Origin of the sequence: Salinicola sp. CPA57 (genome assembly GCF_003206035.1) — a bacterium.
GTDB classification, from domain to species: domain Bacteria; phylum Pseudomonadota; class Gammaproteobacteria; order Pseudomonadales; family Halomonadaceae; genus Salinicola; species Salinicola socius.
This window is the reverse complement of the sequence record NZ_PZJR01000039.1, coordinates 1-2,502: the sequence shown is the minus strand read 5'-3', so window position 1 is coordinate 2,502 and position 2,502 is coordinate 1. Positions and strand designations below refer to the sequence as shown.

Sequence of the window (2,502 nt, the reverse complement as noted above, 5' to 3'; positions counted from 1 at the left end):
CCTATGGCTACGTCGGCAATCGTGGCGCGGTTTTCCCGCTGCAGCGGCTGGGGCTGGAAGTCACCGCCATCAACACCGTCCAGTTCTCCAACCACACCGGCTACGGCGCCTTCACCGGCGATGTCTTCAGCCCCGACCACCTCAGAAACGTGCTCGATGGCGTCGAATCCCTGGTCGGGCTCGACGATGTCGATGCCGTGCTTTCCGGCTACATCAACGCGGTGGAGGGCAACACCACCTTATCTCGATGGCGGCATTGGGGCTTTCGGTCAATCTGCTGACAATCATGTCTGCCGGAGGACGCATTCTGACGGCCGGCCTCCTCTCCATCATCACGCTTCTGGCCCTCAGCGTGACCGCAATTGGGTTCATCAGCTTTCCTTAGCTGGCTTTTTCAGTTTCACTAAAGCTCCATTGCAACGCCGCGCTTGAGAACTTCCGCTATGGTTCGAGCGCTGCAAACATGCAGACTTGCGGCATAAAATAATTAAATAAAGGGAAAGATCAAATGGCCACAATCACGCTTCTGGCCCTCAGCGTGACCGCAATTGGGTTCATCAGCTTCCCTTAGTTGGCTTTTTCAGTTTCACTAAAGCTCCATTGCAACGCCGCGCTTGAGAACTTCCGCTATGGTTGGAGCGCTGCAAACATGCAGACTTGCGGCATAAAATAATTAAATAAAGGAAAAGATCAAATGGCCACAGACGTATATGGGCTCAGTGTTACAGCAAGCAGCGACAGCGTCGATGCGCTGAACACTGCAGTTAACGATTATTATGCATGGAAGGGCGATCCGGTTGCATTGCTGATGGATGCCGCCAAGGCGGATCCGAAATTCTCCCTCGGCTACAGCGCGTCTGCGTCCCTTCTGCTGCTCAGCGGTTTTACCCGGGAAAATCCCATGGTTGTCGAGGCCCTTGAGGGCGCACAGCGCGCGATTGGGGAGGCAAATCTGCGCGAACTCCAACATCTGGAGGCGGCAAAGGCGTGGGCAGACGGTGAAATGATCCGGGCTACGACAACCTGGGAAGACATTCTGCTCGACAATCCTCGCGATGCGCTTGCGCTGCGCTTCTGTCACGACACCTATTTCTACCTGGGTGCCTCGCAGACGATCCGCGATTCTGTCGCGCGGGTCTTGCCCTATTGGAGCGAGAACGACCCAGGCTATGGCTATGTGCTTGGGCAATATGCCTTCGGCCTTGAAGAATGCGGCGAGTTGCGCCAGGCGGAAACGGCGGCTTACCGGGCAATCGAGATCAACGAGGAAGATGGATGGGCGGTCCACGCAATCGCCCATGTGCTGGAGACCGAAAGCCGCCAGGAGGAAGGCATAAGCTTCCTGCGCAATTCCCAGCCGGCATGGAGCAAGGCGCATGCGCTTGCCGCCCATAATGGCTGGCATCTGGCACTTTACCTGATCGAGCAGCGCCGCTTCGCCGAAGTGCTGGCCAGCTATGACAGATTCGTTCAACCGACGATCGCCGGTGACGCCATTCTCGATCTCGTCGATGCGGCCTCGCTTCTGTGGCGCATCGAACTTGCCGGCGGCAATGTCGGGGAGCGTTGGCGGGATATCTCCAGGCAATGGATGACGCATGTCGATGAGCATGTTCTGGTGTTCAATGACCTGCATATCGCCTTTTGCGCGGCACGCAGCCCGGACGCTGACGATGCAATGCGTCTTCGCGCCTCGCTCGACCGCTACGACCGGGAAGGCATGGGCGACAATCATCGCATTACGCGCAGCATCGGTCGCGACATCATCGAAGCGGTGCTCGCCTTCGCCGATGGCAGCTACCATCGCTGTGTGGATCTGCTTTTACCGCTGCGCTACGACGCAACCCGCATTGGCGGCAGTCATGCACAGCGCGACATTATCAATCAGACATTGATCGTTGCTGCTGAACGCGCCGGTCGCTTGACGCTTGCCAGGGCGCTTTTGAACGAACGCCTGGCGCAGCGCCCGACGGAAGCGACCCGGCAACAGCTTACGCAGGTGGTGAGCGCCCTGACTGTCGGGCACAGTTCAAGCGCGCTTCGCATGTAAACCATAGTCCTGCCTGGCTGCAGCCGGCGCGAAAACCAGACAGACCGGATCTTGTCAAGCGTGTGAGCCGTGCTCAGCCGCAAGGCACAACATGGGTAAATCACAGGAACCACTTCGAAACCAGTAGGGGGCGCAATGCCGTCACGCTGGACCATTTCTGGATGCCGTTTACAGCCAACAGGCGGTTCAAGGCCGCGCCGCGGCTGTTGACGGCCGCCATCGGCTGATCCCGGCTCCAGCCCGGCAGATGGCCCCAGTTGGTCTTGCGCGCCGTCTGTTCGACCCGTGCCTCCGGACTTCCGCTCGGGAAAGTGGTCATGACCGGACCGCTGGAACAGTCGGTCACCAGCAGGGCGAAGAAGAGGCAGGCCAGCAGCGGCAGAACACGGCGAGAGGGCACGAACGGGCGCGGGACGCTGGAAAGCAGCAGAGTCGACCCTTGAACACGATGC

Annotated in this window: 2 protein-coding genes and 1 pseudogene; 2 read left to right on the top strand and 1 reads right to left on the bottom strand. The window is 58.9% G+C overall.

Translation table 11 applies throughout. The annotated features are described in order from the left end of the window. Positions 1 to 281: pseudogene (locus tag DOM36_RS19890) on the top strand (hypothetical protein); the annotation flags it as partial. Positions 282 to 694: 413 nt separating this feature from the next. After that, on the top strand, positions 695 to 2,050 hold the full coding sequence (locus tag DOM36_RS19885) for a tetratricopeptide repeat protein (RefSeq protein WP_075571348.1): 1,356 nt from the start codon (positions 695 to 697) through the stop codon (positions 2,048 to 2,050). 100 nt (positions 2,051 to 2,150) lie between these two features. On the opposite strand, the gene DOM36_RS20375 is transcribed toward DOM36_RS19885, so the two are convergent. Continuing rightward, positions 2,151 to 2,502, bottom strand: a 352-nt coding sequence (locus DOM36_RS20375; protein WP_198651351.1) for a hypothetical protein, incomplete at its 5' end; no start/stop codon positions are given.

Excerpts from the sequence above, each read along its gene's own strand:
- DOM36_RS19885 (WP_075571348.1), top strand. The coding sequence starts at position 695 with ATGGCCACAGACGTATATGGGCTCAGTGTTACAGCAAGCAGCGACAGC.